Origin of the sequence: Enterococcus sp. DIV0546 (assembly GCF_051712785.1) — a bacterium.
Classification (GTDB): domain Bacteria; phylum Bacillota; class Bacilli; order Lactobacillales; family Enterococcaceae; genus Enterococcus; species Enterococcus faecalis.
In genome coordinates this window covers 2,414,809-2,440,287 of the sequence record NZ_JBIOPO010000001.1, presented here as the reverse complement: position 1 = coordinate 2,440,287, position 25,479 = coordinate 2,414,809, and the positions used below count along the sequence as shown (strand labels likewise).

The 25,479-nt window shown below is 39.4% G+C and carries 22 protein-coding genes and 1 pseudogene; 21 read left to right on the top strand and 2 right to left on the bottom strand.

The genetic code is table 11. From position 1 onward, the window contains the following. Nucleotides 1-150: 150 nt before the first annotated feature. Both allC and allE read left to right on the top strand, forming a co-directional pair. The gene (allC, locus tag IGJ24_RS11860; RefSeq protein ID WP_002383320.1) at nt 151-1,374 is read left to right on the top strand and encodes an allantoate deiminase; all 1,224 of its coding nucleotides are present in this window, start codon (nt 151-153) and stop codon (nt 1,372-1,374) included. Nucleotides 1,375-1,395: 21 nt separating this feature from the next. Beyond that, a complete protein-coding gene (gene allE, locus IGJ24_RS11855) occupies nt 1,396-2,181 on the top strand; it encodes a (S)-ureidoglycine aminohydrolase (RefSeq protein ID WP_002384779.1) in 786 nt (261 codons plus the stop codon). Nucleotides 2,182-2,298: 117 nt separating this feature from the next. Here the strand turns inward: allE and IGJ24_RS11850 are convergent, their stop codons facing one another. Beyond that, nucleotides 2,299-3,924 (bottom strand): PucR family transcriptional regulator, encoded by a 1,626-nt coding sequence (locus IGJ24_RS11850; protein ID WP_033594870.1) that lies wholly within the window; start codon nt 3,922-3,924, stop codon nt 2,299-2,301. A 171-nt stretch (nt 3,925-4,095) separates the two neighbouring features. Between IGJ24_RS11850 and IGJ24_RS11845 the strand changes: the two genes are divergently transcribed. Then, nucleotides 4,096-5,304, top strand: a complete 1,209-nt coding sequence (locus IGJ24_RS11845) for a pyridoxal-phosphate-dependent aminotransferase family protein (protein ID WP_002355061.1) — start codon at nt 4,096-4,098, stop codon at nt 5,302-5,304. A 98-nt stretch (nt 5,305-5,402) separates the two neighbouring features. Beyond that, nucleotides 5,403-6,662 (top strand): MFS transporter, encoded by a 1,260-nt coding sequence (locus IGJ24_RS11840; protein ID WP_002368361.1) that lies wholly within the window; start codon nt 5,403-5,405, stop codon nt 6,660-6,662. Nucleotides 6,663-6,707: 45 nt separating this feature from the next. On the opposite strand, the gene IGJ24_RS11835 is transcribed toward IGJ24_RS11840, so the two are convergent. Further along, complete coding sequence (locus IGJ24_RS11835; RefSeq protein ID WP_002355063.1) at nt 6,708-6,968, bottom strand: metal-sensitive transcriptional regulator; 261 nt, start codon at nt 6,966-6,968, stop codon at nt 6,708-6,710. A 168-nt stretch (nt 6,969-7,136) separates the two neighbouring features. On the opposite strand from IGJ24_RS11835, the gene IGJ24_RS11830 reads away from it, so the two are divergent. The 17 genes and pseudogenes from IGJ24_RS11830 (at nt 7,137) to IGJ24_RS11750 (ending at nt 25,454) form a co-directional block, all read left to right on the top strand. Next, nucleotides 7,137-7,451: a rhodanese-like domain-containing protein gene (locus tag IGJ24_RS11830; protein ID WP_033594868.1), complete on the top strand. Its 315-nt coding sequence runs from the start codon at nt 7,137-7,139 to the stop codon at nt 7,449-7,451. After that, nucleotides 7,452-9,101 carry an FAD-dependent oxidoreductase gene (locus IGJ24_RS11825; protein ID WP_289865672.1) on the top strand — a complete coding sequence of 550 codons (1,650 nt, stop codon included), beginning with the start codon at nt 7,452-7,454 and terminating at the stop codon, nt 9,099-9,101. It begins immediately after the preceding gene. Next, the gene (locus IGJ24_RS11820; protein WP_002378915.1) at nt 9,094-9,393 is read left to right on the top strand and encodes a rhodanese-like domain-containing protein; all 300 of its coding nucleotides are present in this window, start codon (nt 9,094-9,096) and stop codon (nt 9,391-9,393) included. The genes IGJ24_RS11825 and IGJ24_RS11820 overlap by 8 nt, the downstream gene beginning before the upstream one ends. A gap of 171 nt (nt 9,394-9,564) precedes the next feature. Then, the gene (locus IGJ24_RS11815; RefSeq protein WP_002361088.1) at nt 9,565-10,731 is read left to right on the top strand and encodes an efflux RND transporter periplasmic adaptor subunit; all 1,167 of its coding nucleotides are present in this window, start codon (nt 9,565-9,567) and stop codon (nt 10,729-10,731) included. Continuing rightward, entirely contained in the window at nt 10,724-11,398 is a 675-nt protein-coding gene (locus tag IGJ24_RS11810) for an ABC transporter ATP-binding protein (RefSeq protein ID WP_002365285.1), read from the top strand. The genes IGJ24_RS11815 and IGJ24_RS11810 overlap by 8 nt, the downstream gene beginning before the upstream one ends. Next, the gene (locus IGJ24_RS11805) at nt 11,395-12,603 is read left to right on the top strand and encodes an ABC transporter permease (protein ID WP_033594866.1); all 1,209 of its coding nucleotides are present in this window, start codon (nt 11,395-11,397) and stop codon (nt 12,601-12,603) included. The genes IGJ24_RS11810 and IGJ24_RS11805 overlap by 4 nt, the downstream gene beginning before the upstream one ends. Before the next feature lie 380 nt (nt 12,604-12,983). Next, nucleotides 12,984-13,649 (top strand): annotated as a pseudogene (locus IGJ24_RS11800) (helix-turn-helix domain-containing protein). A 96-nt stretch (nt 13,650-13,745) separates the two neighbouring features. Continuing rightward, entirely contained in the window at nt 13,746-15,194 is a 1,449-nt protein-coding gene (locus IGJ24_RS11795; protein WP_289865670.1) for an amidase, read from the top strand. Between the two features lie 65 nt (nt 15,195-15,259). After that, nucleotides 15,260-15,787 (top strand): histidine phosphatase family protein, encoded by a 528-nt coding sequence (locus IGJ24_RS11790; RefSeq protein WP_002368353.1) that lies wholly within the window; start codon nt 15,260-15,262, stop codon nt 15,785-15,787. Between the two features lie 120 nt (nt 15,788-15,907). Then, a complete protein-coding gene (locus IGJ24_RS11785) occupies nt 15,908-18,721 on the top strand; it encodes a sigma 54-interacting transcriptional regulator (RefSeq protein WP_202496395.1) in 2,814 nt (937 codons plus the stop codon). A gap of 71 nt (nt 18,722-18,792) precedes the next feature. Beyond that, nucleotides 18,793-19,194: a PTS sugar transporter subunit IIA gene (locus IGJ24_RS11780; protein WP_289865669.1), complete on the top strand. Its 402-nt coding sequence runs from the start codon at nt 18,793-18,795 to the stop codon at nt 19,192-19,194. 19 nt (nt 19,195-19,213) lie between these two features. Then, nucleotides 19,214-19,708: a PTS system mannose/fructose/N-acetylgalactosamine-transporter subunit IIB gene (locus IGJ24_RS11775; protein WP_002372941.1), complete on the top strand. Its 495-nt coding sequence runs from the start codon at nt 19,214-19,216 to the stop codon at nt 19,706-19,708. 23 nt (nt 19,709-19,731) lie between these two features. Continuing rightward, on the top strand, nt 19,732-20,481 hold the full coding sequence (locus IGJ24_RS11770) for a PTS mannose/fructose/sorbose/N-acetylgalactosamine transporter subunit IIC (protein ID WP_156194041.1): 750 nt from the start codon (nt 19,732-19,734) through the stop codon (nt 20,479-20,481). Continuing rightward, a complete protein-coding gene (locus tag IGJ24_RS11765) occupies nt 20,481-21,332 on the top strand; it encodes a PTS system mannose/fructose/sorbose family transporter subunit IID (protein ID WP_002359140.1) in 852 nt (283 codons plus the stop codon). Before IGJ24_RS11770 ends, IGJ24_RS11765 begins: the two co-directional genes overlap by 1 nt. 11 nt (nt 21,333-21,343) lie before the next feature. Then, complete coding sequence (locus IGJ24_RS11760; protein ID WP_142423440.1) at nt 21,344-22,447, top strand: DgaE family pyridoxal phosphate-dependent ammonia lyase; 1,104 nt, start codon at nt 21,344-21,346, stop codon at nt 22,445-22,447. A 3-nt stretch (nt 22,448-22,450) separates the two neighbouring features. Then, nucleotides 22,451-23,194, top strand: coding sequence for a 2-dehydro-3-deoxy-phosphogluconate aldolase (dagF, locus tag IGJ24_RS11755; RefSeq protein ID WP_024041619.1), 744 nt, complete (start codon nt 22,451-22,453; stop codon nt 23,192-23,194). 346 nt (nt 23,195-23,540) lie between these two features. Continuing rightward, complete coding sequence (locus IGJ24_RS11750; RefSeq protein ID WP_425268161.1) at nt 23,541-25,454, top strand: endonuclease MutS2; 1,914 nt, start codon at nt 23,541-23,543, stop codon at nt 25,452-25,454. The last annotated feature ends 25 nt before the right edge of the window (nt 25,455-25,479 follow it).

Sequence of the window (25,479 nt, the reverse complement as noted above, 5' to 3'; positions counted from 1 at the left end):
AGCGTGATTGAATTAGCACCTCTGTCCACGAGTTAGAGAATGTTCATTGGCTATTTTGCACAAAAAAGGCTTAATTTTGTTTGATAAGTACAATGAAGATAGCTAGGGAAACGTTTACAATCAGAGTGTAATCAGTCAGGAGGTTTTGTGATGGACTTGGAAAAAGTTTTAAAACAAAGAATCGAAGAGTTGTCAGCAATTGGGAGTGATCCTGCAGGAGGGATGACACGCTTACTTTATACAGATTCGTGGTTGGCAGCACAAAAGTATGTGCAAAGCCAAACTGAGGCGTTTGGACTGGAAACGCAATTTGACGAAGTTGGGAATCTGTTTTGTCGAGTGGCAGGAACGGAATTTCCTCAGGAAACGATTTTAACTGGGTCACATATCGACACCGTAGTTAATGGTGGGACCTTAGATGGTCAATATGGTGTTATTGCTTCCATGACAGCTGTTCAATATTTATTAGACAAATATGGGAAACCACGGCGTTCTTTAGAAGTGCTTTCCATGGCTGAAGAAGAAGGGAGTCGTTTTCCAACGGTTTTCTGGGGAAGCAAAAATGTCGTTGGTGAAGCCAAACGTGAAGAAGTAGTCGATATCTCTGACAACGAAGGCAAAAAGTTTGTTGATGAGATGCATCGCCAAGGCTTTGATTTTCGGCAAGAGCAAACTAGACGTGAGGACATTGAAGCATTTGTCGAAATTCATATTGAACAAGGCAATATTTTAGAGAACGAAAAGCTCCAAGTCGGTGTTGTTCATAGTATTGTAGGGCAACGTCGCTACACGGTTAACTTAAAAGGGCAAGCCAATCATGCAGGTACTACGCCAATGAGTTACCGTCATGATGCGGTATATGGCTTTGCTAAAATTTGTGCAGAAGCCATTGATCGTGCGAACGAAATTGGGGATCCGTTAGTTTTAACATTCGGTAAAGTCATTCCGAAACCCAATACAGTCAATGTGGTGCCTGGAGAAGTGGAATTTACAATTGACTGCCGTCATACCGACGCTGCTTTTTTACGACATTTTACAGGTGAATTAGAAGAACGGATGAAGACAATTGCTCAAGAATTAGGCTTGACGATTGCAATTGACCGCTGGATGGATGAAGCCCCTGTACCGATGAATCAAGCAATTGTAGAAGTTATTGAACAAAAAGCCAAAGAAGGCAAGTATCAGTATCGTATGATGCATAGTGGCGCTGGGCATGATTCGCAAATTATTGCGCCCCATTACCCGACAGCGATGATATTTGTGCCAAGTATTGGTGGGATTAGTCATAATCCAGCAGAAGCAACGGCATTTCCAGATTTGGTTGAAGGTGTCAAGCTTTTAGCAGATACCTTATATGAATTAGCGTATAAATAAGATAGAAAAGGAAGAATTGTGATGGGTTATAAAAATAATCGAGTTGGTTACCAAAAAGAATTGTTAACATCAAGAGCTGTGATAAAAAAAGACAATTACGCCATTATTCCCCATGATGGTTTGGTGCAAAATGCAGTACCTGGTTTTGAAAATGTCGATATTTCCATTTTGGGATCGCCTAAATTAGGTGCGACATTTGTGGATTACATTGCTACGTTTCATAAAAATGGTCAACAAACAACTGGTTTTGGTGGCGACGGGATCCAAACGTTGGTTTATGTCATTGACGGTCGTTTGCGCGTTTCAGATGGTCAAGAAACTCATGAACTTGAAGCCGGGGGCTACGCCTACTTTACGCCTGAAATGAAAATGTATTTAGCGAACGCACAGGAAGCGGACACAGAAGTTTTCTTATATAAAAAACGCTATCAGCCGTTGGCAGGCCATCAACCTTATAAAGTGGTTGGGTCAATTCATGACCAACAACCCGAAGAATATGAAGGAATGACAGACGTTTTACTTTGGAGTTTATTGCCGAAAGAGTTTGACTTTGATATGAATATGCATATCTTATCTTTTGAACCAGGTGCTAGTCATGCCTACATTGAAACGCATGTCCAAGAGCATGGCGCGTATTTAATTAGTGGCCAAGGGATGTACAATTTGGACAACGAATGGTATCCAGTGGAAAAAGGGGACTATATTTTCATGAGTGCCTATGTGCCACAAGCAGCCTATGCGGTTGGTCGTGAAGAACCGCTAATGTACGTTTATTCCAAAGATGCCAATCGTGAACCAGAATTATAAAGAAAAGCCGAATGTAAAGTAATGACCTCGGAACAATAGGATTTGAACACGCAGTGGTGAACGGTAGAGTCCTTTTTCTTGGTAGACGTTACTTTTATTCGGCTATTTTCCTGTTAATTATTTTTCTGAAAGTTCCAGCGCTACCCGTAAGAGTAAACTCGTCTCAGGCTCTTGAATAGAGGTGCCTAATAACTTTTCACATTGATTCATGCGATATTTAATGGTGTTTCTGTGAAGGTAAAGAGCGTTAGCCGTTTTAGTAATTTCGCAATTGAAATCTAAAAAAACTTTCAAGGTTTTTCGTAATTCTTGTAACGTCGGTTCCGTCGGATAGGCCAACTCTTTCAATTGTTGCTGGCAAAAGTATTCAACATCTTCAGTGCCAATCTTTTCGAAAAGTCCAGCTAGGCCTTTGGGATGGAACAATTGCACAGTCGCTGGTTTTTGAGCGTGTAAAGAAGCCTCTAATGTCGAGGAAGCTTCAATATAAGAATTAGGCAAATCTTCTAGGTTTTCATAAGCATTGCCTAAAGCAAAGCGAATGGTAATAGGCAAAGTCTGTTGCAAACGTTCAGCGAGGTTTTGCAAAATCATCAAATGGTCATTTTTCTTTGATTGAAAAATCAAGATACTTTTATTTTGATTTTTTAATTTAAACAAGGCGACATCTGGCAGGATTTCCGGCAATTGTTCTTTGAGCCATTGGAAAATTAGTTGCCCTTCTGCTTGCTGATAACGAATATGGGTTTCATTTTCTGGTTTAGTCACGCCGTAGACAATCGCTAATTGATAATAATCACTGTTGATTAAACGATAATTTTTCCAAAGTTCCAACCAATTTTGATGTTTACTCAGCGCTTCTTGATGTGTATCAAGCAAGCGGTCCAAAAAGTCTGTTTTGAGATGTTCAAAAGATTCAGCAATTTTCTGGTTTTTAAATAACATAAAAGTCAAAACTAAAATGGCCTGATCAATGGCAAATTCAGAAATAGGGTAAGGAATCTGTTCAGGAGATAAGACCAATAAATAATAGGGAAAATAATCGTTCACACGAATTGGAAAGCCAGCTACTTGAATGTTTTCTTGTCGCTCATCCTGTAAACGAAAGATTTTCTTTTCTTGTGCCAATTGTTGAAAGTGGTCTTTTGATAATTGTTCGATGAAAAACTCCGCCGATTTTTGATTGCCATAAAAATAATTCGAGTGGGCAATCACCTGTTGCCAAGGACTTAATAAAATAATTGGCGCATTTAAAATTTTCGCAAATTCAGCGATGAAGCGCGTAGCATCAACATCTTGCATTAATAATGTTGAAAAACGCTTTTGTATGTCAAATGCTACAGACATCTGTTCGGTTTTGCTATCACGAAGATAGCCTACAATTTCATGCAACAACCCGCCTAGTGGCTGTGTGCTAGGAATTTTAATCAGGGGCAAATCAACGGCACTGGCATAGGCAACAATTTCTGGTGAAATTTCGTCAAGGAACCGCCCAACTTTGATTCCTAAAGCCGTACACTCTGCTTGTTTTAGCGAGTCAATAAAAGGTTTCAATTTTTCTTGATCATCTTTATAAATCATTGCCGTTGTTAAAATCATGACATTTTTAGGGATAAAATCAGCCACATCAGGTGTTTCCGTGATTTCTACACTTTCCAAGGGCTGTGTTAAGTTTGAGTGAGACGATAATAATTGTAAGTCAGAAAATCTTGGTAAAGCCAAGACCTCAGCTAATATTTTCATCACAACAACCTCCTTTTTTTATAGTATATCGAAGAATAAAAAGGAGTACAAAAGATAGTTATTGAATATGTCTAAAAAACAAAGTCAAAATAGTGCAAATTGAACAATGAATTTCTGGGTTTTTCCAAAGATAATAAAAGAGAAGAATTAAAAATGAAGTGAGGGATTACTATGTATCAACAACCAAATTTTGTACGGCGAACAATCATGACGCCGGGACCAGTCGAAGCCCATCCATCGGTACTTCGTCAAATGGGTCAACCAATTTTAGGGCAATTTGATCCAGAATTTCTACAGATTATGGACGAAGTTCGGGAAATGATTAAAGTACCTTTTGCCACAAAGAATCAACAAGCCTTTGCCATTGATGGCACGTCACGTTCAGGCTTAGAAGCGGGGTTATTTGCATTGATTGAGCCAGGTGACAAAGTGCTTGTGCCTGCGTATGGCCGGTTTGCTTATTTATTAGGTGAAATTTGCGAACGCGCCCGGGCCGAAGTCATTTATTTAGAAAAGGACTGGCTCGCACCGTTTGAACAAACAACGGTGATTGAAGCGATTAAAGAACATCAACCAAAAATTGTTGCGATGGTCCACGGCGAAACGGCGAATGCACAAATGCAACCGCTGGATCAAATTGGCGCCTTTTGTCGGGAAAATGAAATTTTCTTCGTAGTAGATATGGTGGCGACTTACGGCGGTGTCGAAACAAAGGTCGATGATTGGAAGATTGATATTGCGGTAGCAGGCACTCAAAAATGTGTCAGTGTACCTTCAGGCCTTTCTTTGATTACTTACAACCAACGTGTGGCCGACTATCTGGCGGGCCGTTACCAAAAAGAGTTAGGGCTTGGCGCGGATGCGCGGAATGAACGGTTCATTCAAAGTAACTACTTGGATTTATCGCAATTAGAAAAATATTGGGGACCAGAGCGCTTAAATCACCATACAGAAGCGACTACAATGATTTATGGGCTACATGAAGGGCTGCGCTTGTTACTTCAAGAAGGCATGGAAAATGTCTACGCACGCCATCGGAAAAACGATCGTATTTTAGTTGAAAGTCTGCAAAAAATGGGCTTAGAAATTTTCGGGAAGTTAGACACAAAAACACCAACAGTCATTCCTGTGGTCATTCCAGAAGGAATTGATGGTGAAAAAGTGCGGAGCTTATTACTGGATCATTTTAAAGTTGAAATTGCCTCTTCCTTCGGTGATTTAAAAGGAAAAATTTGGCGGGTCGGTAATATGGGTTACAGCAGTCGCGAAGACAATGTGTTGCATTTCTTAAGTGCCTTTGAGACTGTATTGAAACACCAAGGTTATCAATTTGAAGGCGGTAGCGGTAGTACTCATGCATTGGCTGAGTATTTAAACTAAAAAAGAAGGTAGGACAAAGGTCACTACGTAAAAAAAGCGTAGTGCTTTTGTTCCTTGTGAAACGTTAACCAAAAAAATGATTGGTGGAGGAAAAGAAAATGACAGACAAGACAAAAAGTTCGTTGGCTTATTGGAAAAAAATCGTTATTTTACTATGTATGGGCTGGGTAACAATCTGGATTTATCGTTCCGCGCTTTCTCCCGTTTATCCACAAATTCGCGCGTCTCTAAATGGTAACGCTTCCGATACGGCACTAGGGTCCATTTCTAGCTTTTATTTTCTCGGTTACGTAGTCATGCAGATCCCTGCAGGCTTCTTGGTAGACAAGATTGGGAAAAAACGTGTATTAATTCCAGGATTTATCTTGTTTGCGCTGGCAGCATTACTGATTGCCCAAGCCCAAACGATTGGAACAATTTACTTAGGTAGCTTATTGGCAGGCTTAGGATGTGGTTCTTTCTATGGCTCGGCTTACTCGTTGACGTCGCAAAACATTCCTCAAGCCAAAAAAAGTTTTGCAACAGCTATTGTCAACAGTGGTTCAGCAGTTGGTTCAGGTTTAGGGATGATTTTATCTAGTTATTTAGTTGCCCAAAAAGGATTACCTTGGCAAGTGATGATGTACATTTCCGCCTTTATGATTATTTGTATGTTAGTGGCTTTTCAAGTGATTATTCGCAATCATAAAGAAGACATGGCCTTGATTCAGCCAACCGTTGTTGATGAAAAAGATAACGGAGCGGTAAAAGAAAAAGTGCCCTTTAAAAAACTGTTTGCGCCACATATGCTATTTGCGTATATTTTATATTTTGGCACTTGTTATGCATATTATATGATTGTGACTTGGTTACCTAATTTTTTAAGTACCGAACGCGGTTTCCAAGGAGCGGCAATTGGATTGTCCTCTTCGCTGGTCGCATTTGCCTCTATTCCAGGAGCGTTATTTTTTAGTCGGTTGGCGGATAAGTACATGCATAAAAAAGTTCAATTCATCGTTGTTTTAGAATTTTTAGCAACAGCTATGCTCTTGTTAACTGTACAAGTAAGTAATGCAACGTTGTTATTAATTGCTTTAATTATGTATGGGTTCTTAGGAAAATTAGCTGTAGAACCGATTATTATTTCTTGGCTAGGTGAAAATGCACCAAAAATTGGAATTGGCACTACTTTGGGCGTGTTTAACTTTTTCGGCATGATGTCATCTGTGATTGCCCCAGCTTTAACTGGGAAAATTTCTGACACAACGGGTTCGAAAGTCATGGGCTTTTATATCGCCGTCGTGATTTTACTAATTGGCACGATTCTTTTTATGCTTGTTAATTTAAAAAAACGCGGGGCAGATTCGTCTAATAAATAAAAAAACAACGCAAACTTATCTTTCGTTGAATAAGTTTGCGTTGTTTTACTTTTTGACAATCATATTAATCGCTTGTGCTAATCGCTCTTCTTGTTCTTTAGGATCTTTTTCAGGATTTTCAAAGCAATGCTTTAGATTCTCCGCAACTATCATTCCCATTACGCGATCAATACTAGAACGGACCGCACTCAACTGAGTGATAACATCGATACATTCTTTTTCTTCATCAATCATTTTTTGAATCCCGCGAATTTGACCTTCTGTGCGGCGTAAACGATTCAGCACTTTCTTTTTTTCTTCAGTCATTTTGCCCCTCCTTAAGAGTAGTGATTGGTTTAAAATATACCTATACGAGGTATTTTTGTCAACTATCTTTTCTTTGAATCTAAAAAGGGCAGAAATCTCTTCAGTTGACAAGTCTAACTTTTTCATGTTAAACATACCCCATAAGGTATATAAGAGAAGGAGAAAAAGATGTTATTTCAATTGTTTAAAAAAACGCCAAGTATTTCAACAAAAGAATTGCAGTCACGTTTATCTAAAGAGATAACGTTATTAGATGTCCGAACACCTAGCGAATACCGCACAGGGCATATTCCACAAGCGATTAATGTCCCACTTAACAAAATTCCCGCCTACAACAAATCCGCTAACGAAGTCTATGTGATTTGCCAGTCCGGCATGCGCAGCAAAAATGCGGCCAAAATTTTAGCGAGAAAAAACTATCACGTGATTAACGTTCGTGGCGGGATGTCCCAATGGTCTGGTCAAATTAAAGGAGGAAAATAAATGAAAATTGTAATTATCGGAGGCGTGGCTGGTGGTATGTCAGCAGCGACGCGTTTACGTCGCTTAATGGAAGATGCTGAAATTGTTGTCATGGAAAAAGGCCCTTTTGTTTCATTTGCAAACTGTGGTTTGCCTTACTACGTTTCTGGCGAAATCGCAGAAAGAGAGCAACTGCTTGTTCAAACACCCGAAGCGTTAAAGGCACGGTTTAATTTAGATGTTCGTCCTCACCATGAAGTCGTGGCTATTGATCCAATAGAAAAAGTGATCACAGTGAAACATGAAACAGAAATTTTAACAGAACACTATGACAAATTAATTTTATCACCAGGGGCGAAACCTTTTGTGCCACCAATTACAGGATTGGCAGAAGCCAAAAATGTTTTTTCATTAAGAAATGTTCCTGATTTAGATCAAATTATGACAGCCTTGACACCAGAAACAAAACGATCCGTCGTAATTGGCGCAGGCTTCATTGGCTTGGAAATGGCAGAAAACTTGCAAAAACGCGGATTAGAAGTCACTCTCGTGGAAAAAGCGCCTCATGTTTTACCGCTATTAGACGAAGAAATGGCCGCTTTTGTCAAAGCTGAATTAAGCAAAAACAATGTTCAAGTAATTACGGGACAATCTGCGGTTGCTTTTGAAGAAGAAGGGCAAGTGATTCGCTTAGAAGACGGTCAAACATTAGCTTCTGATTTAACCATTTTGTCGGTGGGGGTCCAACCAGAAAATACCTTAGCAGTTGAAGCAGGTGTAGCAACTGGTTTACGTGGCGGTATTGTTGTTGATGAACACTATCAAACGAATCAACCCGATATTTATGCGGTTGGGGATGCTATTGTAGTGAAACAACAAATCACTCAAGAAGATGCGCTGATTTCTTTAGCTTCTCCCGCCAATCGCCAAGGACGTCAAGTAGCGGATGTGATTGCTGGGTTAGATAGAAAAAATCAAGGAAGCATTGGGACCGCCATTGTGCGAGTCTTTGATTTAACCGCTGCTTCAACTGGTTTAAGCGAACGGGCTGCTAAAGCTGCTGGACTAACAACAGCTGTTGTGCATATCAGTGGAAAAGACCATGCGGGGTATTATCCTGGCGCAACAGATCTTCAGTTAAAATTAGTTTTCCATCCTACGACAGGGGAAATTTATGGCGCACAAGGAATTGGGGCAAAGGGCGTAGATAAGCGAATTGATATTCTTGCGACCGCTATTAAAGGACAGTTAACTATTTTTGATTTGCCTGAATTAGAGTTTACCTATGCGCCGCCGTTTGGTTCAGCGAAAGATCCTGTGAACATGTTAGGCTATGCAGCGATGAACCTTGTAGAAGGATTGAGTGAAAACGTTCAATGGTATGAGTTATCCAACGAATTAGCTAATGGAGCTGTTTTATTAGATGTCCGTAATCCCGCCGAACGAGCCAATGGTCAATTTAAAAATGCTGTGTCTATTCCTTTAAATGAGTTAAGAGAACGTTTGGAGGAATTAGACAAGTCAACGAAGTACATTGTTAGTTGTCACAGCGGTTTGCGTAGTTATATTGCAGAACGGATGCTAAAACAAGCAGGCATCTCAGCCAAAAATTTAGATGGTGCTTTTGCGCTATATCGAATGGTAAAACCGGAGGAACTAGAAAATGTATAACACGATTGGCATGCCTGAATTTTATCAGGAAGCAAAACGAAAAAAATTATCGATTATTGATGTACGAGAAGAAATGGAATACCAACTGGGGCATGTCCCCCAGGCCATCAACTTACCTTTAAGTACTTTAACCGAAAATTATCAGCAATTAGATAAAAAACAACCCTATTACCTGATTTGTCAAATGGGGTCGCGCTCCGCACAAGCATGTGCGTTTCTCAGTCAACAAGGGTATCAAGTAACCAATGTTCTAGGCGGTACATCTGGCTGGTTGGGTCAATTAGAACAATAAAATAACAAAAAACGTTTATCCTTTTACACAGGATAAACGTTTTTTTGTTAGATAAAGATGTGTCAAAACTGTAAGAGGAATGATAGGAAGATGAAGGGACCAGTTTTTTTATTCATTATATACTAAATAAAATGACAAACTCGTCAACAGAAATCAAGGAGGAACAAATAAATGAAAAAGTCAGGCCAGAAGAAGCGAAATAAAAAAGTGTGGTTCGGTATTGGTGCCGCAGTGGTCGTCGTCGGATTTATCGGAGCAAAAACAGTTTTTTCTTCAAAAGAAGTTGAACCTGAATACACAACGTATACCATTACAGAAATGGCCTCATTAAAATTAGATGGTCAAGTGAGTTTTCTAGATACTCGGGATATTTTCTTTGATCCTTCTTTAGGAAAAATTGCCGAAATAAATGTTGAAAATGGTAAAGAAGTCAAGAAAGATAGTCCATTGTTAACGTACAATAACTCAGACATCCAAGCCACAGAAACAGAACAAGCGAATGCCGTTAATCGGAACAATCTTCAAGTCCAACAAGCACAAGAGAACGTTAACTTAGCCACTCAAAAATACAATGAAGCCTTAAACAAAGTTGCTGCAGCCAAGCAAAAATTAAACACCGCAAAAGAGGCTGAAGAGAAAGAAACACTAAATGCGGAAATTCAGCAATTGAATGAAGCTGTTAGTGCTGCGAATAGTGAAGTCGCCCAAGCTAACCAAGCCCTTCAATTAGCCAACAGTGATGCCGTCGGAGCAGCAAACACGCTTGAACAAACACGTGGCAAAGTCAACACAGTCGTTACAGCACCAATTGATGGCCAAGTCACTGTCGATGCTAGTGCCATGAGTAGTACCGACAAACCAGTCATTAAAATTGCAACACAAAAGAAAAATATTCAAGGAAAAGTAACCGAATATGATTACGATAAATTACAGACAGGGGAAGAAGTAACAGTGACGACCGTTGGTTCAGGTAAATCAGCGCCAGGCAAAATTGTTTCCATTGCGCAAACCCCAATAGCTAAAAATGAAGGCAATCCAGTAGTGAGTTATCAATTTACAGTAGAAGGTGATTTTCCTTGGGCAGAAGGCTTGTCTACTAGCATCGCTGTGCCACAAAAGCAAATGATTATACCGACAGCAGCAATCCAAAAAGAAGGCGAAAAAGAATTTGTCTATGTTTACAAAGCGGGCAAAGCGAAAAAAACACCGATTGAAACAGAAACAAATTTAGGTCGTAAAGTTGTCAAAAGTGGCTTGAACTGGAAAGACCAAGTGATTGCCAATCCCAATAAAGAATTAAAAGATAATCAAGATGTTCAGGTAGCTGCCAATGATTAAGCTAGCCCATATTCATAAATATTATTATTCCGAAGAAGAAACACTGCATGTGTTAGATGATATTAACCTCCAAGTAGACGCTGGAGAATTTTTAGCGATTATGGGTCCTTCTGGTTCTGGGAAATCGACTTTGATTAATTTGCTAGGTTTTATTGATAAAAAGTTTGAAGGAACGTATTTATTTGAAGACCGTGAAATTGGCGACTTTTCTGATAAGGAATTATCCCGAATTAGAAATGAAGCAGTCGGCTTTGTCTTTCAGAATTTTAGTTTAATTGAAACACTAACAGTTGAAGAAAACATTGAATTACCTCTTTTATATAGTGGGTTAACCCCAAAAGAAGCCAAAGATCGTGTCCACGAAGTTCTGACAAAAGTCGGCTTGCCAGATAAAGGCAAGAAGCATCCAAAACAACTTTCGGGCGGACAACAACAACGTGTGGCCATTGCGCGTGCGATTGTCAATCGGCCAAGTTTTATTATTGCAGATGAACCAACTGGGGCTTTAGATAGTAAAACATCGGAAGAAATTTTAACGCTCTTTCAGCAATTAAACAATGAAGGTGTCACCATTATTTTAGTGACACATGATGAAGAAACAATTGAATACTGCAATCGTTTGATTAAAGTTCGTGATGGAAAGATTTTAGAGGAGGTGCTGACATGAAACGTTCAATTATTTGGAAAACCGCCTTCCGTTCCATTTTGAAAAATAAGCGACGCAGCTTGTTAACGATGCTAGGGATTGTCATCGGGATCGCTTCGGTGATTACCATCGTGGCTATCGGTAACGGCTTTAAAGAAGACATGGTCGATAAATTATCCGCTGAAAAACAAAAAGAAAATGTGAAAAAGATTTCTTTTTCGGCCTACAACACTTCGGATATGTTTAGTGACCAAGCGATGTTTACCGACAATGATTTAGGGGTCGTGCGCATGGTTCCTGGCGTAGAAAAAATTGATTTTGATCAAAGAGAAGTTGATGGCGCCCAAAAAGGTACACTGAATTTTCAAGCAGGACCGAAAAATCTTTCCGTAACCTATGAACTTGCCGACAAAACCACCAAAGAATTGTTGGTGGGACGCCAACTGAATGATGGAGACAATGCAAAACTGGATAAAACAGTTGTGGTGGATGAACTGGTTGCCAAAGAACTCTACCAAGACCCAACTGCAGCAGTTAATCGAACTTTTCCATATAAAGAGCAACTTTTTACCATTGTTGGCGTGACAACCAATACCAGCGGTGCCATTGGTCCAGGTAATGATGACTCATTGCTTTATTTTCCCAAAAAGACCTATGAACATTATTTCGGCAAGCTAAAAGATACATCTACATTGAAGCTAACAGTAGCACCTGGCTATCAACCAGATCAAGTATTGAAAGAAACAATAAAAACTCTCTCTCAACAAGGAACCATGAAAAACAGCGGGACGTATCAAGAATATAATGTTAAAGATACCATCAAAGAAATGGGCTCTTTATTAAATAATTTAACCTTGTTTATTTCCGCAATTGCGGCTATTTCACTGGTAATTGCTGGGGTCGGCGTTATGAATATGATGTACATTTCGGTCTCAGAACGGATTAAGGAAATTGGTATCCGACGTGCATTGGGCGGGACAGCCAGTGATATTAAAAAGCAATTCTTAACAGAAGGGATTGCCTTGACCTTAATCGGCGGAATTACTGGTTATCTTTTAGGAATGATTATTGCCTACTTAGCATCAATGGCACTACCGTTTTCTGTTCGTCCAGATTTAATGACGGTTTCATTAGCCATCGGGATTTCTGTCTTTATCGGGGTTGTATTTAGCTATTTCCCTGCCTCGGCAGCTTCAAAAAAAGACTTAATCGATATTATGAAATAAATATAAATAGCAAAGAAACAGCCATTTTTGGCTGTTTTTTTTAGTGAAAGTAGAAAAAAATCCAAAGATTTCAAGAGAAAGTAGCTAACAAACGTCAAAAGGTTGGTATTAGCTACCAACCTTTTGACGTTTGTTAGCTAAATAAAAAAGAAAAAAATTAAAAAAATAGCACGTTGAGGATTAAATAACAAACATTTTTTAAATAAGACTATTGGAAATCCTTTATAAATCGGGGATTACAGGAATGACTGTTAATGACTGATTTGCTTGTAAATTTCTAAATTTTAATTCGAAAAATTTCCAGTATACTAAATATATCAAAACAAAACACAAAAATTGAGAAAATTTTGAACTAAAAAAGAATTAAGGAGGAATCAAGAATGAAAATAATGGTCATCACAAAAAATATTTTATCAGAAACTGCTTTTCAAAACCGCTTACAGCATTTAGATCACCAAGTTTTTTGTACGACGTGTCTGATTGGTGAAATTAAGGAAAGTCATTTGTTTTATCGAAAATTTGATGCCATCATTCTCAGCGAAACGATTCCTCGCAAAGAACAATATTTATATCTAAAGGAATTAGCCAGAGTTAAAACGCCGTTGTTTCTTCGCTCGGAAGACATTCCTACCTCGGAAGAATTGAGCATTAGCTATCAATATGGCATTCTCAATTGGTTATGATTGGATGCGACTTTGGATACATTAAGAGAAAATCTCCTTTTGGCAGAATTAAATAAACCCATCCAACGAGAAGATGAAAAGTTAGATGTAGAGGGGATAAAGCTAACAGCCGCAGAACGTGCACTACTGGCTGTCTTGTATAGTACGCCAAAAGAACACTTACCAATGGAACGCCTTTGTAAATTAATATATGACACAGAAGAAACAGCCAATAATCGAAAAAAAATGACCAAACAGCTGACAAAATTAAATAAAAAAATTCAAGTAGGGGGCTTTAAAAAACAAGGTATCCAAAATACACGTTATAAAGGCTACAAACTGCATCCGCAGTTGCTTCCTTATATTGGCGAATTATTTACTTAAAATAGAGAAGCACTTGACGAATGAAAATCACCATCACAGGATGACCCCTAAAAACCATGCTATACTAATAAGGAATAGTATAGGAGGTGGGTCTGTATGAAAGACGGACTATATTGGGTACAACAATTAAAAGAACAGAAAGTAAGTCACACAGAACTCTTAAAGGATATTGAGAAAAAAGTCCAAAAGTTAAATCCAAAGATCAATGGCTTTGTAACCTTTGACAGCCAAGAAGCAGTAGTAACTTATCAAAAAAATGAACAGCAGGACACACTATTTGCTGGTTTGCCATTTCCTTTGAAAATGTTAGGCCAAGAAAAAGCGGGGTGGTCAGCAACGGCCGGCTCGCAACTTTTTAAAAATAGTACTGCAACAACGACCTCTAACTTTGTCAAACAAGCAGAAACGATTGGTTTGATGCCCTTAGGACAAACCAACGCCCCAGAGTTTGGCTTTAAAAATATTACGGATCCTGCGCTTTACGGGCCAGCCCGCAATCCTTGGAACCTGGAACATTCGCCAGGCGGTTCCAGTGGCGGCGCTGCCGCAGTTGTCGCTAGCGGGATTGTTCCTATAGCCGGCGCTAGCGATGGCGGTGGCTCCATCCGAATTCCCGCCTCTTTTAGTGGCTTAATTGGCTTAAAACCTAGCCGTGGCTCCATGCCTGTCGGCCCTGAAGGCTGGCGAGGCTGGCAAGGTGCCTCGATTGACTTTGCGTTGACTATTTCTATGAGAGACACCAAAGCGTTATTCTATGGCCTACGTGGTAGCCACAGTGGCGCCCCCTACCAAGCGCCCTTGGCAGAATGGCAAACACACCCTAAAAAACAACGGCTAAAAATTGCTCTGTGTACCGCTTCGCCTATCGGCTCAATGATTTCGCCAGAAGCAACACTAGCGGCGAAACAAGCGGCTGATTTTCTGGCAGCCGCTGGCCATGAAATCATTGAAATTCCTTATCCAGTCGATGGTGCAGCGCTGATTCGCTCCTATTATCAAATGAACGGCGCAGAAACTACAGCGATGATGAACAGCATTCAACAGGGGCTCGGGCGCCCAATTCGTAAAGAAGAAATCGAACCTTTTTCATGGACCATGCATCAATTCGGCCAAAAGATTCCAGCAGCCACCTATGTTCATTCATTACAGTTGTGGGATCAAGCAGCAGTAACGATGGAAGAACTTTTTCAAAAATTTGATCTGTTTTTATCACCAACAACGGCTTTTTCAGCACCAAAAATTAACGAAGATTTGCAAAGTGAGCACATTCGTCAACGAATGGCGCAAGCAGCAGAATTAACAGAAGCAGAATTAGCTGAATTAATCTATGATTATTTTGATAAAAGTTTACAGCTAACACCGTATACTCAACTAGCTAACTTGACAGGACAACCAGCCATCAGCTTGCCCACACATGTTACGGCAACGGGGTTACCCTTAGGCATTCAATTGCTGGCTGCTCGTGGACGTGAAGATCTCTTATTCCAAGTAGGCGAACAGTTTGAGCAAGAAGGCAAATTTAAATTACCAGAAAGTTACCGCTAAATAGGGTGTTATTGTGACCAAATTTCAGATAAAATAGACACAAGACAAAAAACTGAGGTGGAAAAATGCTGTACGTAGTGAGACATGGTGAAACAGATTATAATGTGGCCCGTAGAATTTGTGGTCATGCGGAAGCGCAATTGACCGAAAAAGGCTATCAACAAGCAGAATTGGTAGCTGAAAAAATTGCCAAACAAGGAATTCAAATCGACCGTTTACTGGCGTCGCCTTTAAAACGGGCGCAAGAAACAGCACGTAAAATTGCGGAACGAAATCAATTGACGATTGAAACAGAACCTCGTTTAATTGAGATGAATTTTGGTATTTATGATGGTGAACCGATTGAAACAACGGCTTTCCAAGAAAATCGTTCTGAGATTTCCTTGCCGTTTCCAGAAGGGGAATCAGTCCTAGATGTCGCGGGTCGAATTTATCCCTTGATTGAGGAAGTCTTGGCTTCAGAGGAAACTTACCTATTTGTTTGCCACAATGCGGTCATGCGAGTCATTGATAACTACTTCAATGGTAAAAAAATCCAAGATTTCTTGGACTTTCATTGTGAAAATACACAACTTGTACAATACGGAGAATAAAAATCAAGTCTTTAATCTTTTGGTTAAAGACTTGATTTTTTTATGGTAGATAAGAAACCGCTTCCGTTTTAATGTATAATAAATTAACTTTTGGATCAAAAAAGAAATGGGGAAAAGACTATGAGAATTGATAATATTCATCAAGCGTTAAAACAGTTTCACGTACAAAATCCAAGTAGCAAAGCAACCTTGTTGCCCGCAACGGCTTCGCAATTAAGTCAGGCCTCTGGCTATACCCGAACCGCTGTTAGTGAAGAGCTTTCAGAATTAGTGAGAAAAGACCAAGTCGTTAAAGTTAAATCTAGACCAGTGTTATTTTTTGATAAAGACTACTTAGAGGAACAGTTTCCTTTTTTTAAAAGTAGCACGTGCTACGATTCCCTCGCTTCGCTGCAAGAGGACATTTATCAACAGACAGAACAGATACATAAGAAAAAGCAGCTACTGAAAATGAATCCATTTGCGAACGTAATTGGTTTTGATGGGAGCTTAGCAGACGCCATCAAGAAGTTGAAAGCCGCTATTTTATATCCGCCTAATGGCTTGAATATTTTACTTACTGGAGAATCTGGGGTGGGGAAAACCTTAATTGCAGAACAATTACACCAATTTTATCAAGTTAAAATGAACCAAGAAGTTCCGTTTATTTATTTTAATTGTGCAGAATATTTCAACAATCCAGAATTATTAACTTCGCATCTGTTTGGCTATAAAAAAGGCAGTTTCACTGGTGCCGTCAATGACCAAAAAGGCTTAGTGGAGTTGGCAGATGGCGGTTTTTTATTTTTAGATGAAGTCCATCGATTAACGAGCGAAGGCCAAGAAAAATTGTTTACAGTTTTGGATAAAGGGTATTTTACACGGATGGGCGAAGCCGAAAAACAAAGAAATGTATCGATAAAATTTATTTTTGCAACAACCGAAGCCGTCAATCAACATTTTTTGAAAACGTTTTTAAGAAGGATCCCTGTGACATTAGCCATTCCAGCTTTAGCCGAGCGCTCTTTGAAAGAAAAAATTCAATTGATTTTGTCCTTTTTCTTAGAAGAAAGTCAACGGATTCAAAAGAATATCCATATTCGTTATGAGGCGTTGAAACAATTAACGTTTACTCATTTTGAAGCCAACGTTGGCGAATTGAAAGCGGCGATTCAATTTATGAGCGCACAAGCCTATTTAGAGGTGTTCGATCAATTAACGGAAACTATTTGCATTGAAGCAAACGAGGGGACAGTCAAAGAGCAACCTGATGTAGAAAGTCTGCTGGCTTTTAATGAGTGGATACCTAACGATGGCCTCACGATTCAATACAACCATTTTTATTTAAGCAGTCAAGAGTTACTTAAATCAGAAAGTCTGAAAAATGATCGTTTTTATAATTTTCTATTGAAAGAATATGCGGATTTGAAAAAATTAACTCTTTCGACAGAGGATGCGCTAGCAATCATGCAAAACAAAGTCGAGCAACTTTATGATATGGATATTTTTGCTCAAGAACCGCTAGCCTTAGAGGCCATTGACGAAACATTGCAGCCAAAAATTCAAGAAGCCATTGTCTTTTTTGAACAATTAATCCAAGAAAAATTGACAGAGGATTTCCAGAATATTTTAATTGTCCACCTTTATTCTGCTGTTTTTTATTCTGCACAAATGAATGAAACATTTTATTCAGATACCAAAAATATCTATTCTGGCAAAGTAACCCAGTATCAAGCTGCTAAGGCCATGGTGGACTTTCTACAAACGTTGTTTGGGATTTCTTTTGCTGATACGGAAATCCTCTTTTTTGATCTATTTATTCGTAAAGTCACAGCTAAAAAAAGAGCGCACTCAGTTGAAGAAAACTGTGGCGTTATCGTCGTTGCACATGGTGCCGCGACGGCTAGCAGCATGGTTGAGTACACCAACCTTCTGTTCTCAACAACTGTCATGCGTGCAGTTGATATGCCGATTAATCAATCAGTGGAAGAAACATTAGAAAAAGTCCGTACAATTGTAAAGCAAAATCAGTATAAAAAAATTATTTTGATGGTGGACATCGGTTCCCTGGTTTACTTTGGTAATGCTATCAGTCAAACGTTTCAAATGGAAGTGCTGCTAATTAGCAATATCAATCTCTTAACATTGCTAGAAGTGGCGCGAGAAGTCATTTATGAATCGACGGCGTTTGAGTATCTATTACCAGTCTTAAAAGAAAAAAATCATCGCGCCTTGATTTGCAGTAAAGGTCGCTTCAACGAGGCAAAAGTTCTCATTATTTCCTGTCTAACTGGCATGGGGACTGCTATTAAAATTGAACAGTTGTTACTAAAAACTTTTCCTAATGAATTACTAACGAATGTACGCATCATTACTTTAGAGAAAAGAGAAGTAGAAGACATTGATCGTTTGCATTCTTTTGTTCGGAAAGAAGAGAAAATCGTTGGCATCATTGGCACCGTAAAGACAGAAGTGCCAGATATTCCGTTTATTTCTTTACAAGATTTACTATCGAAGCGGGGCATTCAGCTAGTTTTTGAATTATTAGGCCATCATTTAGAAGAAAAACAAAACCAAGAGTTACTAAAGAAAGTTTCAGCTAAATACATTCAAGGATTATCAATCGAAGCTATTACAGACTTACTAACGGTTTTGAATCCTACAACCATTTCAATCGAATTAGCTAAGATTTATTCAGACATTTGCTTGCAAACCAAAATAAAAAGTGACGAAAAGATTTTACTTCGTTTTATCATTCATTGTGCCTGTATGTTAGAACGGCAATTATTGAATCCAGAATATGACCCGACAGCTTATGAAGTGTCATACCGAGAGTTGCCAGAAGCAGTATCTGTCATAAAAATGGCGTTTCGACCGCTTGAAGTGTCCTATAATTTGTTGATTCCACCTTTGGAAGTGCGCTATATTTATGAATTGCTCTTTGAAAAGGCTTAATTCAAACGGAAATGAAAGTTGGCACACTTATTGCTTTTAATAAAATGATTAATTAGCAAAGGAGTTTGTTTATGGAAAATGAACCAATTTTACTTTTAACACACAATGGTTGGGGCTTGGAATTAGTCAAAAGCGTCCAGATGATTGTTGGAGAAGTCACAAATGTACATGAAGTTGCATTACAAGCAGAGGATTCACTGGGGGATTATTTAGAACGAGTCACAGAAAAAATTGACCAATTAACGTGGCACAACCAGTTGCTAATTTTAACAGATGTTAAAGGCGGCACACCTAGTAATGTTGCATTGCGTTTATCAAAAGATTATGACCTCCTGATTGTGTCCGGATTATGTACATCGTTATTATTAGAATCCGTCATGAAACAAAGTGGTTCTGGATTTCGTTTACAAGATGCAGAGATGATTCAACAAGCAGCAGTAGACAGTTGTCAAATTTTAGAAATTCCAAAATAAGAAAGTACAGGTGAACAGAATGTCAAAAATCGTATTAACAAGAGTCGATAGCCGTTTAATCCATGGACAAGTAGTGACTAAATGGTTACAACAATCAGGTGCAAATGAAATTTTGGTAGTGAGTGATGAACTAGAGCAAGATGAATTTTTACAAAGTATTTATTTAATGGCGGCGCCTCCAGGGGTTTCTGTAGTAATTAAAGGGATTGAAAGTGCCAAAGAATATTGGGAATCGCAAGAAAATGAAGAGAAAAAGGTGTTATTTTTAGTGCCAGATTTAACGACTTTAAAAGCGATGGTGGACCAAGAAATTATTAAAGAGGAGATTCAAGTTGGTGGCTTAGGTGGCGGACCAAATCGGAAAAATGTTTTAAAAAATATCAATTTATCTGAAGAAGATGTTGCAATTTTGACTGAACTTTTAACGAAGGGCATTCATGTTTTCTTCCAAGCGATTCCCGAAGAAAATCCCCTACCAATTCAAAAATTAATTGAAAAATATCAATCACTATAATCAGAGAAAAAGGAGAGAATCATATGGGCATTTTAGGTGTTTCAATTATTATGGGACTTTATTATTGGTTTGCACGTTTGCGTTTTGGGTACACATTTTCAGGCATGCTGTCTCAGCCATTAGGTGCAGCGTTGGTGGCTGGTTTAGCAACAGGAAAACTTAGTGAAGCAATGGTTGTGGGTGCGGGGATTCAACTTGTTTATCTAGGAGTCACCTCCACACCGGGCGGCAATGTACCTAGTGATCCGGCTTTAGCTTCAGCAATTGCGATTCCAATTGCTTTAGGTGTGGGAATGAATGCCGAGGCGGCTGTTGCACTAGCTGTTCCTTTTGGTGTGTTAGGCGTCTTTATGGATCAATTACGGCGCACCATCAATGCGACGTGGGTGCATATGGCTGATAAATATGCGGAAGAGTTAAATTATGGGGGGATTTACCGAGCTGCGTTTGTTTATCCAGCTTTAGCGGGATTTTTAATTCGCTTTCCGTTAGTTTTTGCGGCGAACTTTTTTGGTCAATCCGTGGTGAATAAAGTCTTAGAAGTTATCCCAGCATGGTTGATGCACGGCTTTGAAGTAATGGGTGGTATTTTACCAGCGTTAGGATTCGCCTTAACAATTATGGTAATTGGCAAGAAAAATTTGATTCCTTATTTTTTAATCGGTTTTGTTGCAGTAGTATATTTTGGCGCAGAAGTTATGGCCGTCGCTATTTTAGGAATCTGTATTGCCTTTTTAGTTAGAAACAAGGCATTGAGTGAGGAGGCAGCATAATGGAACAAATGACACAAGCAAATGAACAACAATTGGAACAGAAAAAAATTACTAAAAAAGAATTATCCAAAGCCTTTTGGATTTATCAACTAGGCTGTGAATTATCAAATTCTTATGAACGTCTTCAAAGTTTAGTTTTTTGTGCATCGATGATTCCTGCAATTAAAAAACTTTACGCAGACGATGAAGAACAACAAAGAGAAGCTCTGAAACGTCATTTGAATTTTTTTAATACTGAAGGAACAGTAGGGGCTTCCATTCAAGGGATTGCAATTGCTATGGAGGAAGAAAAATCCAATGGCGCAGCGATCTCTGATACGGCGATCACATCGATTAAAACTGGGCTGATGGGTCCACTGGCTGGGATTGGCGATTCGATTATTTGGGCAGCATTAATGCCGTTAATCATTTCCATTTTTATTCCAATGGCTAAAGGAGGTAACGTGATTGGAAGTATCGGTCCGTTGGTTCTGTACACAGCCATTACATTATACATCAGTTGGACGTTAGTGAATAAGTCCTATACATTAGGGCGTAATTCAATCTTAAGTTTGTTAAAAGACGGCAAAATTAAGCAAGTCATTTATTCAGCGAATGTTTTAGGAATGATGATGATGGGCGCTTTAAGTGCGAGTTATGTTAAAATTGCTAGCCCGATGACGTTTAAAGTTACTGGCGGTGCCACAATTGTTTTACAAGATATCCTAGATCAAATTATGAAAGGCTTACTTCCTTTAGCAGCAGTCATGGCTATTTATTTTTTCATGGTAAAAAAAGGCCCACGTTACGGTATCATTATCGGCACGATAGTCTTAGTTAGTTTGGTCACTTCATTCTTTGGTTTGTTATAAAGGAGAAAATAATGAATAGTTACGAAAAATTTTACTTAAAAGAAGTCATTAATGCTTCTGGCAAAATGACCATTCTAGGTGTCTCCAAAGTTTCGGAGGCAGTCCTCGCGGCTCAACGATTCGGTGGTGAACATTTCTTTGAAATGAGTGAACTTAGTCTGCAAACAGGGGCCTTTTTAGCCAACTTGTTGAAGGTAGAAGATGCCCAAATCGTTTCCTCGGCTTCGGCGGGGATTGCCCAATCGGTGGCTGCCCTGATTGGAAAAGGCAGCTTGTACCACGCGTATCATCCCTATACAGAAAAAATTGAACAGCGGGAGATTGTTTTACCTAAAGGGCACAACGTGGACTACGGCACGCCTGTAGAAGTCATGGTAGCGCAAGGCGGCGGCCAAGTAGTGGAAGCTGGCTACGCCAACATGTGCAGTCCAGAACACGTGGAAATGATGATTTCCGAAAAAACAGCGGCCATTCTATACATCAAAAGCCATCATACCGTGCAAAAAAGTATGCTGACGGTGGCCGAAGCGGCCAAAGTGGCGCAACGCCACAAGGTGCCGCTAATTGTTGACGCGGCAGCAGAAGAAGATCTTTTCAAATACACCGAAGCAGGCGCTGATTTGGTGATTTACAGCGGCGCCAAAGCCATTGAAGGGCCAAGTGCCGGTTTAGTGGTCGGGAAAAAAGAATACATTGACTGGGTGCGCCTACAAGGCAAAGGCATTGGTCGAGCAATGAAAATTGGCAAAGACAATATCTTGGGCTTTACGCAAGCAGTGGAAGAATACTTGGCACATGGCAGTGAATCAGGGGCTTCGATGCAAGAGCGCTTAAAACCGTTTGTTGAAGCTATCAACAACTTGTCAGATTTAACCGCCAAAATCGTCCAAGATGGCGCTGGCCGAGACATTTATCGCGCCAGTGTCAAAGTAGACGGCAGAAAAACCGCTAAGGAAGTCATCCAAGCATTAAAAGCAGAAAGTCCAGCCATTTATACGCGAGAATATCAAGCCAACAATGGCATCATTGAATTTGACATTCGTTCTGTCAATCAAGAAGAAATGAACAAAATCGTGCAACGATTACAAGAAATTATGGACACAAAGGAGAAATAAGTCATGTCATTAAAACCTAATTATTTAGAAGAACGCATTTGTTTAAACGTCTTAGCCAATTCAGTAGAAAATGCCCAAGCCTGTTATGAAGCAGCAGAAGGGCATGTTGTGTTAGGCGTCCTTTCAAAAAACTATGAAACCGATGAAGCAGCCATTGACGATATGAAAAAATACCAAGCAGCAACCAACAACGCTTTATCTGTCGGCTTAGGGGCTGGCGATCCTAATCAAAGTCAAATGGTGGCTCGCTTATCAGAAGTTCTACAACCGCAACACGTGAACCAAGTCTTCACAGGTGTCGGCGCTTCGCGGGCCTTACTTGGTCAAGACGAAACAGTGATTAATGGCTTAGTTTCACCCACAGGCAAAGTTGGCTATGTCAACATTGCGACAGGTCCGTTAAGCTCGGGTGCGCCAGCGGCGGAAGTGCCTATCGAAACTGCCATCAAATTGTTGAAAGACATGGGGGGCAGTTCCATTAAATATTTCCCGATGAAAGGCTTGGCTCACAAAGAAGAATACCAAGCAGTAGCAGCAGCTTGTGCCAAGTATGACTTTTATTTAGAACCAACAGGGGGCATTGATTTAGAAAACTTTGAAGAAATTGTTCAAATTGCGGTGGATGCCGGCGTTAAAAAAATCATTCCTCATGTCTACAGCTCAATTATTGATCAAGAAACAGGGGACACTAGAATAGAAGACGTGAAAACGTTACTAACCATGATGAAAAAGACATTGAATAAGTAAAGGGCCAATCTTTATTTGACTTTCTTCGCCAGATTTGCTACTCTCAAGTGGAGAATAAATAAAAACCAACAAATGAATGTGGGGTATTTTGGTGAGTGTCGTAGGTATCTAATTGATAAGTTGAATAACCAGTGAACCAAGCAAGGTTTATTTGGTGTGCTCAGAAAGTGATACCTGTCAGTCATCTCAATTACTAAATACCTCCTTTAAAAGAGGTTTCTTTAGTAACCTTTATCCAATGATAAAGAGGACAGCGGTAGAACGCTGTCCTCTTTTTTCTGTAGAAACTGGTTTTTATTTAAAGGCGCCAGGTATTCTTTTCGTGATAGAAAGGAAGAAAAAACAAATGAACCATGAAACCATTCAAAAATTACAATTTACAACAATTCTTAAAGAAGTTCAAACACGTGCGATTGGCGAGTATAGTAAAGAACGGTTGGCGAAAATGGTCCCTGCAACACGTTTAGAAACAGTGCAGTCCCGCTTAACGGAAACAACCGAGGCCCGCTTAATTATTGATAGCGGACAACACGTCCCTTTCATGGGCTTGAGCCAAATTACCCGCTTGCTTCAACAAGTGAAAAAAGGCTTAATCCTTACACCAAACGAATTGATTGAGGTCGCTGACTTTTTAAGAAGTAGTCAGCGAATCCAGAAGTTTTTTGAAAAAAATCAATACCAAACACCACGCCTATTTAGTTACAGTCAGCACTTAGCTGATTTCAGAGCAATCGAAGAACAAATTTATACGAAAATCCATAACCAAAAAGTTGCCACCGATGCTTCTCGACAACTTCGGAAAATCCGGCGTCAAATCAATGAATGCCAACAAGAAATTGAAACAAAAGTCACCAAATTTTTACGCAATAAAAATAATCAACTGTATATTCAAGAAAATATGATGGTGAAAAAAGGGGAACATTACACGGTACCAATCAAAGCTAGCTATAAAAATAAGGTTTCAGGCACAATCATTGAGCAATCCAATAAAGGACAAACGGTCTTTATTGAACCTGTAGCAATTAGTAAATTAAATGAACAATTGACACTCTTAAAAGCGGAAGAAACAGCGGAAGAATATCAAATTTTGGCAGAACTAACAGGGTTAATCAATGAGCAAGAACGACTAGTCGATCAAGCCGTCGATACAATGACCACCTTAGATATTATTTTTGCACGAGGAAAGTATAGTCGCGAAATTGGTGGGATTACGCCAAAAGTAAACAAAGAAGAACGCTTGCGCATTGTTCAAGGAAAACACCCTCTTTTATTAGAACACGCAGTACCATTGACGTTTTCTTTAGGAGCAGAGTATCGAGGACTTGTCATTACAGGTGCCAATGCTGGTGGTAAAACGGTTGTCTTGAAAACAGTTGGCTTATTGACTGTCATGACACAATTTGGGTTGCAAATTCCAGCACAAGCGGGCACAGAGATTCCAGTATTAGATGAAATTTTTGTCGATATTGGTGATCAGCAAAATCTGGAAAATGCGTTAAGCACTTTTTCTGGGCACATGAAAAATATTGCGGAAATGTTGCGTAATGTTAAGCGACACACGCTTGTTTTATTAGATGAAATTGGCAGTGGTACCGAGCCGAACGAAGGAGCTGGCTTAGCGATTGCTATCATGGAAACGATGTATCAAAAGGGAGCCTTGGTAGTTGCAACGACCCATTATGGTGAAATTAAACGTTTTGCCCAAGAGCATGACGATTTTGTGCCCGCCGCAATGGCCTTCGATCGTGAAACATTAACGCCCAAATATCAATTGAAAATTGGTGAAGTTGGCGATAGTCAGGCGCTTTGGATTGCACGTAAAATGAAGATGGAGCCACAGCTCATTGAAAAGGCGGCCCATTATATTCAGCGGAAAGAATACCCTACTAATCGAAGTTTATTTAAATCCCTGAAAGCAAGAGAAACGACCTTTGCCACGTTTGTAGAAGAAACACACCGTTATCAAAAAGGTGATCGTGTCCTATTGACAGAAACACAACAAATTGGGTTGGTTTTTACAGATGAGGGTGAACAAGAAATCCAAGTATTTGTGAATGATAAAATTGAAAATGTACCACGAAGACGGTTGAAATTACAAGCGAAAGCACAAGATCTATATCCGCAAGACTATGATTTAGAAAGTTTATTTACAGATTTCCATGAACGAAAGAAACTCAAAGATATTGAACGCGGCTCAAAAAAAGCGCAGAAACAATTACGCAAAGAAGCCGAAAAAAGAGCAGCAAGACGCGACAAATAAGTAACTTAACAGAAGCAATATAACA

Bases quoted from the DNA above. Each gene is read 5' to 3' on its own strand.
- allC (WP_002383320.1), top strand. From the start codon at position 151: ATGGACTTGGAAAAAGTTTTAAAACAAAGAATCGAAGAGTTGTCAGCA.
- allE (WP_002384779.1), top strand. From the start codon at position 1,396: ATGGGTTATAAAAATAATCGAGTTGGTTACCAAAAAGAATTGTTAACA.
- IGJ24_RS11850 (WP_033594870.1), bottom strand. From the start codon at position 3,924: ATGAAAATATTAGCTGAGGTCTTGGCTTTACCAAGATTTTCTGACTTA.
- IGJ24_RS11845 (WP_002355061.1), top strand. From the start codon at position 4,096: ATGTATCAACAACCAAATTTTGTACGGCGAACAATCATGACGCCGGGA.
- IGJ24_RS11840 (WP_002368361.1), top strand. From the start codon at position 5,403: ATGACAGACAAGACAAAAAGTTCGTTGGCTTATTGGAAAAAAATCGTT.
- IGJ24_RS11835 (WP_002355063.1), bottom strand. From the start codon at position 6,968: ATGACTGAAGAAAAAAAGAAAGTGCTGAATCGTTTACGCCGCACAGAA.
- IGJ24_RS11830 (WP_033594868.1), top strand. From the start codon at position 7,137: ATGTTATTTCAATTGTTTAAAAAAACGCCAAGTATTTCAACAAAAGAA.
- IGJ24_RS11825 (WP_289865672.1), top strand. From the start codon at position 7,452: ATGAAAATTGTAATTATCGGAGGCGTGGCTGGTGGTATGTCAGCAGCG.
- IGJ24_RS11820 (WP_002378915.1), top strand. From the start codon at position 9,094: ATGTATAACACGATTGGCATGCCTGAATTTTATCAGGAAGCAAAACGA.
- IGJ24_RS11815 (WP_002361088.1), top strand. From the start codon at position 9,565: ATGAAAAAGTCAGGCCAGAAGAAGCGAAATAAAAAAGTGTGGTTCGGT.
- IGJ24_RS11810 (WP_002365285.1), top strand. From the start codon at position 10,724: ATGATTAAGCTAGCCCATATTCATAAATATTATTATTCCGAAGAAGAA.
- IGJ24_RS11805 (WP_033594866.1), top strand. From the start codon at position 11,395: ATGAAACGTTCAATTATTTGGAAAACCGCCTTCCGTTCCATTTTGAAA.
- IGJ24_RS11795 (WP_289865670.1), top strand. From the start codon at position 13,746: ATGAAAGACGGACTATATTGGGTACAACAATTAAAAGAACAGAAAGTA.
- IGJ24_RS11790 (WP_002368353.1), top strand. From the start codon at position 15,260: ATGCTGTACGTAGTGAGACATGGTGAAACAGATTATAATGTGGCCCGT.
- IGJ24_RS11785 (WP_202496395.1), top strand. From the start codon at position 15,908: ATGAGAATTGATAATATTCATCAAGCGTTAAAACAGTTTCACGTACAA.
- IGJ24_RS11780 (WP_289865669.1), top strand. From the start codon at position 18,793: ATGGAAAATGAACCAATTTTACTTTTAACACACAATGGTTGGGGCTTG.
- IGJ24_RS11775 (WP_002372941.1), top strand. From the start codon at position 19,214: ATGTCAAAAATCGTATTAACAAGAGTCGATAGCCGTTTAATCCATGGA.
- IGJ24_RS11770 (WP_156194041.1), top strand. From the start codon at position 19,732: ATGGGCATTTTAGGTGTTTCAATTATTATGGGACTTTATTATTGGTTT.
- IGJ24_RS11765 (WP_002359140.1), top strand. From the start codon at position 20,481: ATGGAACAAATGACACAAGCAAATGAACAACAATTGGAACAGAAAAAA.
- IGJ24_RS11760 (WP_142423440.1), top strand. From the start codon at position 21,344: ATGAATAGTTACGAAAAATTTTACTTAAAAGAAGTCATTAATGCTTCT.
- dagF (WP_024041619.1), top strand. From the start codon at position 22,451: ATGTCATTAAAACCTAATTATTTAGAAGAACGCATTTGTTTAAACGTC.
- IGJ24_RS11750 (WP_425268161.1), top strand. From the start codon at position 23,541: ATGAACCATGAAACCATTCAAAAATTACAATTTACAACAATTCTTAAA.